We start from the raw sequence: 6,309 nt of genomic DNA, 5'->3' as shown, positions 1-6,309 counted from the left end.
GCTTCGACGGGCTCGACTTCGGCCGTCGTGTCCTGGGTTCGAGCACCGCTGCCGGCCCGTCGGTCTTCACACGCTTACGCAACGCGTAGAACGATTTACGGGAGATGCCGTGCTCGGCGCAGAAGGTTGACACCGCACCGCGAGGGGCGTCATCGGGCCACTGCGAGATCGCAAGGCGAACGACAGGATCGATGGGTTCATTGACGGCCACCACCCGAACCTTGGGGCAGAAGTGTCACCACCAAGACCACCCGAAGTGTCACCGATGTCCTGATGCAGAACTGTCACCGATGTCTTGGGAGATAACACCCGAGGTGCCGGCGGCCGCGTCAACAAGGTCGAACATGCTTTCGAATTTACCTGCCGACCCCGACCGGAACCACCCACCGAATCCATGCCTGTGGATGAAATCCGGACTGTGCATAACTAACGCTTTCAACGCCGAAAGTGTCAGTGGCCCATGCTAAGTGAGGCCGAGTAATGTCAGCGGAGTCGAGCGTCGTCCAGCAAGTGATCCGCCAGCTGCATGTCGGTAGGGCGCTGGAGCGGCCGATCCCGAGTGAGACATCGATACCGCCCAATTCAGGCCCTGTGGTGACGCGCCGACCAATCGGCACGGGCCCGCCCTTGAGTGCTAGCACTCGCGTGTATAGAGTGCTAGATGGCAGGCGGCCAAACCCTGGTCCGGCACCCGCGACGACGGCGCGAGGGCAACGGGCGCATGCCGAACACCTGGTAAATGCTGGAAATCAGTGAAGGTCCGGGATCTACCCCGGACCGCACCCCTATCAATTAGTGGAGGGCCCATCGTGGCGAGCGTGAACATCAAGCCACTCGAGGACAAGATCCTCGTTCAGGCCAATGAGGCCGAGACCACGACCGCATCTGGTCTGGTCATCCCCGACACCGCCAAGGAGAAGCCGCAGGAAGGCACCGTCGTCGCAGTTGGCCCCGGCCGCTGGGACGAGGATGGCGAAAAGCGCATCCCCCTGGACGTCGCCGAGGGCGACACCGTCATCTACAGCAAGTACGGCGGCACCGAGATCAAGTACAACAACGAGGAGTACCTGATCCTGTCGGCACGCGACGTGCTGGCTGTCGTCTCCAAGTAAGCAACCGTGTCCGCCCCGGAGATCCCCGCATCCGCGGGCGATTTCCGGGGCGGCATGCGTTATGAGCCAGAAAGACATTCATGAGCAAGCAGATTGAGTTCAACGAGACTGCGCGCCGGGCACTGGAAGTCGGCGTCGACAAGCTCGCCGACGCCGTGCGGGTGACGCTGGGCCCGCGTGGCCGCCACGTGGTCCTGGCCAAGGCGTTCGGCGGCCCCGTCGTGACGAACGACGGTGTCACGGTCGCGCGCGAGATCGACCTGGAAGATCCCTTCGAGAACCTGGGTGCGCAGCTGGTCAAGTCAGTGGCCACCAAGACCAACGACGTCGCAGGCGACGGCACCACCACCGCGACGGTGCTCGCGCAGGCCCTGGTCAAGGCCGGACTGCGCAACGTCGCTGCAGGTGCGAACCCGATGTCCCTTGGCATCGGTATCAGCAAGGCCGCCGACGCCGTGTCGGAGGCCTTGCTTGCCGCCGCGACGCCGGTGAGCGACAAGAAGTCGATCGCTCAGGTCGCGACCGTGTCGTCGCGCGACGAGGAGGTCGGCGAACTGGTCGGCGAGGCCATGACGAAGGTCGGCCACGACGGCGTCGTCACCGTGGAGGAGTCCTCCACGCTGAACACCGAGCTCGAGGTCACCGAGGGCGTCGGCTTCGACAAGGGCTTCATCTCGCAGTACTTCATCACCGACTTCGACGCCCAGGAAGCGGTGCTCGAGGACGCGCTGGTGTTGCTGCACCGCGAGAAGATCAGCTCACTGCCCGACGTGCTCCCACTGCTGGAGAAGGTCGCCGAGTCCGGCAAGCCGCTGCTGATCATCGCCGAGGACGTCGAGGGCGAAGCCCTTTCGACCTTGGTGGTCAACGCTATTCGCAAGACGCTCAAGGCCGTCGCCGTGAAGGCGCCGTTCTTCGGTGACCGTCGCAAGGCGTTCCTCGATGACCTCGCCGTCGTAACCGGCGGCCAGGTGGTCAACCCCGACGTCGGTTTGGTGCTTCGTGAGGTCGGCCTCGACGTGCTCGGCACCGCGCGGCGCGTGGTGGTCAGCAAGGACAGCACCGTGCTCGTGGACGGCGGTGGCACTCAGGACGCCATCGAGGGTCGCAAGGCGCAGCTGCGTGCCGAGATCGAGGCAACCGACTCCGACTGGGATCGCGAGAAGCTCGAGGAGCGGCTGGCCAAGCTGTCCGGCGGCGTCGCCGTGATCAAGGTCGGCGCGGCCACCGAGACCGACCTCAAGAAGCGCAAGGAAGCCGTCGAGGACGCCGTGTCCGCAGCCAAGGCCGCGGTCGAGGAAGGCATCATCCCGGGCGGCGGTTCGGCCCTGGTGCAGGCCCGGTCCGTACTCGCCGACCTGCGCAAGTCGCTCAAGGGTGAAGAGGCCATCGGTGTCGACGTCTTCTCGACGGCCCTGTCGGCGCCGCTGTACTGGATCGCCACCAACGCGGGCCTGGACGGCTCCGTGGTGGTGAACAAGGTGTCCGAGCTGCCCAACGGGCAGGGCTTCAACGCCGCCACGCTGACGTACGGCGACCTGCTCGCCGACGGTGTCGTCGACCCGGTCAAGGTGACCCGCTCGGCGGTGCTGAACGCAGCATCGGTGGCGCGGATGATCCTCACCACCGAGACCGCGGTGGTGGACAAGCCGGCCGAGGAAGAAGACCACGGCCACGGTGGCCACGGCCACGCTCACTAGGTCGCATTGACGAGAGCGCCCCCGGTCCTCAGGACCGGGGGCGCTTCCGTCTGAGTGCGAGTTCAACGACGCAGCAGGCCGCCATCACCCACGTTGTGCAGCAGACCGGCCGGATCGAGGGCGTCCCACAGGCCGGCGTACAGCTGTTGCTTGGCGGCGAAGGCGGCTTGCTCGACGTTGAGCAGGTCGGCGATCTCGTCGTAGCCGTAGTACAGAACCGATATCGGCCCCGTCGTGAGCAGCAGTTGGTTGATGGTGAATTGGGCGCCTGCCTTGTCGCCGCCCAGCGCCTGGATGACCGCAGGGAGGATTTCGACGATCGGGACGACGGCGTTCACGAACGGCACCATCTGGCTTCCCCGGTAAACGAACTCGAAGGCCTCGCGAAAGATCGGTTCCAGGGGATCGGGGAGGGCGAACATGACGAGGTTGCGGAGCTGAAGCAGTGACTCCGGAATTCCGATGGGATCGGGGTCGTCCGGGCGGAATGGGCTCGACCCCGGGGCGTCGGTAGTTGCAGCGATGGCAGTGGTCGAGCTTGCGAGCTTGACTACCTGATCAGTCGGGGTGGACGGCGACAAGGGCAGACCCGACTGGCCTCGGTTGTGTAGGAGCGTGAAGGGGTCGAGCACGTCCCAGGTCGTCGTGTAGAACCACTCCTTGAGCGCCTGCGCCTGGTACTCGAGGTTGACGAGGTCCGCGATTTCGTCGTAGCCGTAATACAGCACCGACACCGGCTGCAGCGTCACGATGAGGTTGTTGATGATGCTCTGAGTTGCGGCCCGGACCACCGTAGGGTCACCGCTGGCCAGGTTCGGCAGCTGATCGACGACGTTGACGATCGGGATCACCGCGTTGACGAACGGGATCATCTGGCTGACCCGGAACCCGGCTTCGAAACCCTCGCGGACGAACGGTTGTAGCACCGGCACGGACTGGAAGGCCTTGACGATGGCCTGCTCGACGTTCCAGATCACAGCCGGCATGTCGTTGGGCACTGGCTCGGGTGGCATGGGCCGGAACGGGTTTGGGCTCCACGGCACCGGTCCAGCGGCAGCCTCGGGTGCGGGCTCTGCCACGACGTCGACGGCCTGCTTCGTCTCGACGACGGTCGCGAGCGGCTTGGACGACGGCGCGGTCGGCTGAGCCTCGACGTCATCGGCCGCCACGTCGACTGTGGTGTCATCCACCGTCGGGTCATCGATGGGTTCGACCTTGTCGGGTTTCTTCGTGTGAACGAGGTGGGTCGTCTTGTCGCCGTCCTTGGCTTCGGTCTTCACGTTGCCGCCGCTGGCAGCAAGCGACGTCACGGGGCTCGTAGCAGCCGGTGACGCTCCGCCGGTCGACTCGCCTGAGCTCGGCTGGTCCGCGTCATCACCCTCGGCGTCCTCGCGGTCCGATCCAACCGGGCTGTCCGGCTTGGTGTCGGGATCGCTCTTCGGCTGCGAGCCAGCATCTTTCGACGTTTTCGCTGCGGGTGTGGAGTGCGTTGCGCTCGTCGTCGATCCGTCGTCCGCCGCGGTTTCTGCATTGGCGACGCCAACTCCGTTCGCCATGGCCGCGCCTATGCCGAGCGTGACCGCGCCCGCGCCCAGCCAGGCGTACCGCTCGATCCTTGGCTCCGACCGGGCACGATGTTTGGCCTTCTTGCCGTGGGGACGATGCGCGGCCGAATGAGCTCCCATTCGCGGTCCTTTGTTGTTACAGCTAAGGAAGCTGACAGCAGGGTCTCGGCGGACGCAAAGACAGCCTTGTATAGCACGTTTCGACAGTTCGGCTGGCGGAATCCAACTCGCTGCTTGACGCGCGTGCAAATTTGCGGTGCCGCGGTTCACCGTGGCGGCGCGGGGCGATCGGTGGGTGAAACGACTTGCCGCCCAGGCAGTTGCGTAGTGGAGCGGCGCCGGCCTCTGTCGCAGTCCTACTCTGAGGATGTGAGCGAAAACACCGATTGCTCAGGTGCCCCAGAGGGAACGTCCGTCGACCCGTGTTCGTTGCGCTTCACGGGATCTGAAGGTGTTGCCAGGGAGGGAAGTGCCGTGCAGTCGACGCGTGATCGCGCGGGCCACCCGTGGCGTGAACGTCGCCGAGAGGTATTGAGCCGGATCGTCCGGGAAACCGAGGCACCTACGGGCACGTTGCCGCGGATCACCGCGTCGACGAGCGCCGACCTCGATGCCGAGTACCTCGAACGGGTCGGCGAAGTACTGGACGTGGCCGGCAACATCGGCGCCATCCTGATGGCGTCCGGAATGCCGACGACGGGCACGATGGACCAGGTCACGGCCATCATCACGGCGTACGGCATCGAGCGGTGCCAGGTCGACGTCATCAGCACGACGATCCACGTGGCCGCCTACCGCGGACCCACCTCGCCGGCAGCCACCACCCTGCACACCGTGCAGGCCCGCTCGATCGACTTCAGCCGCCTGGCCGCCGTCGACCGCCTGATCCGTCGGATCACCGCGCACGAGGTATCCCCGTCGCAGGCCCGCGAGGAACTGGACGCGATCATCATCGCGCCGCACCCGTACAAGCGCTGGATCGCCACCCTGGCCTGGGGTGCACTGGCATTCGCGACGGCGGGAACGCTCGGCGCGAGCCTGCTGGCCTGCTTGGTCAGTGCACTGAGCACCATGACGATCTACGTCGTCAACCGGCGACTCAACCGGCACGGATTGCCGCTGTTCTTCCAATATGCGATCGGCGGAGCCATCGCGACCGCGCCCCCGCTGGCGCTCTACTGGCTGAGCCCCAAGTTGGGGTTGCACTTCGAACCGACGGTGGCCATCGCCGCCGGCTTGGTCGTGCTCCTCGCCGGGCTCTCGCTGGTGAGCTCGGTCGGCGACGTCATCACCGGAGCCCCCGTCACCGCCGCGGGCCGCTTCTTCGAATTGCTCATGATGACGGCCGCGACCATCGCCGGCGTGGCGGTGGTCCTGCACCTCGCCAGCCGCTTCGGCGCGCCCTTCGTCGCCCTCGGTCCCGGCGCACCACCTGCGCTGGCAGAGCTGCCTGCCCGCGTCGCATTCGGCGCGGCGAGCGCGGCCGCCTACGCCCTGGCCTGCTATGCCGAACGCTCCGCAGCGATAGCCGCGGCATTCGGCGGTGCCGCGGGCACCATCGCGTTCCTCCTCGCCCAGGGCGCGGGCTTGGGCGCCGTCGTCGCATCGTTCGTCGCCGCGGTGCCGATCGGCTTGGTCGGCAGGCTGATGGAAAGCCGCAAACTCGCACCGCCCATGGTCGTGTCGATCGCGGGCATCGTCCCGCTGTTGCCGGGCCTTGCGCTGCTGCACGGCATCTACGCGATCCTCAACGACCAGCACGCCGTCGGGTTCGCGTCGGTCCTTGCTGCACTTGCGGTCGGGACGGCGCTCGCGGCGGGCGTCACCCTCGGTGAATGGAGCTCGCGGAAGGTGCGGCGGCACCGGCTTCTGCTGCGCCGCAGGGCTCGCCCGCCACGACCCGCCCCAGACTGAGATCGTCCGGCCAGCGCA

At 66.3% G+C, this 6,309-nt stretch carries 5 protein-coding genes; 3 read left to right on the top strand and 2 right to left on the bottom strand.

What is annotated here, in order from left to right:
- On the bottom strand, window positions 1-193 hold a 193-nt coding region (locus N536_RS43165; protein WP_369798481.1), incomplete at its 3' end, for a helix-turn-helix domain-containing protein.
- A gap of 616 nt (window positions 194-809) precedes the next feature.
- Between N536_RS43165 and groES the strand changes: the two genes are divergently transcribed.
- Together groES and groL are read left to right on the top strand one after the other, a co-directional pair.
- Window positions 810-1,112, top strand: coding sequence for a co-chaperone GroES (gene groES, locus N536_RS0128645; protein ID WP_029116754.1), 303 nt, complete (start codon window positions 810-812; stop codon window positions 1,110-1,112).
- An 80-nt stretch (window positions 1,113-1,192) separates the two neighbouring features.
- Entirely contained in the window at window positions 1,193-2,812 is a 1,620-nt protein-coding gene (gene groL, locus N536_RS0128640; RefSeq protein WP_029116753.1) for a chaperonin GroEL, read from the top strand.
- Between the two features lie 62 nt (window positions 2,813-2,874).
- Here groL and N536_RS0128635 read toward each other — a convergent pair whose 3' ends face one another.
- Entirely contained in the window at window positions 2,875-4,497 is a 1,623-nt protein-coding gene (locus tag N536_RS0128635; RefSeq protein WP_029116752.1) for a hypothetical protein, read from the bottom strand.
- 354 nt (window positions 4,498-4,851) lie between these two features.
- Here N536_RS0128635 and N536_RS39770 point away from each other — a divergent pair, with 354 nt between their 5' ends.
- Entirely contained in the window at window positions 4,852-6,291 is a 1,440-nt protein-coding gene (locus tag N536_RS39770; protein WP_081809428.1) for a threonine/serine exporter ThrE family protein, read from the top strand.
- The last annotated feature ends 18 nt before the right edge of the window (window positions 6,292-6,309 follow it).

It is taken from the genome of Mycobacterium sp. URHB0044 (assembly GCF_000620625.1).
GTDB lineage: Bacteria > Actinomycetota > Actinomycetes > Mycobacteriales > Mycobacteriaceae > Mycobacterium.
The sequence above is the reverse complement of the archived record's forward strand: the minus strand, read 5'-3'. Positions and strand labels throughout refer to the sequence as shown.

What these genes read in the sequence shown, in the direction of transcription:
- N536_RS0128635 (WP_029116752.1), bottom strand. Translation starts at nt 4,497, where the DNA reads ATGGGAGCTCATTCGGCCGCGCATCGTCCCCACGGCAAGAAGGCCAAA.
- groL (WP_029116753.1), top strand. Translation starts at nt 1,193, where the DNA reads ATGAGCAAGCAGATTGAGTTCAACGAGACTGCGCGCCGGGCACTGGAA.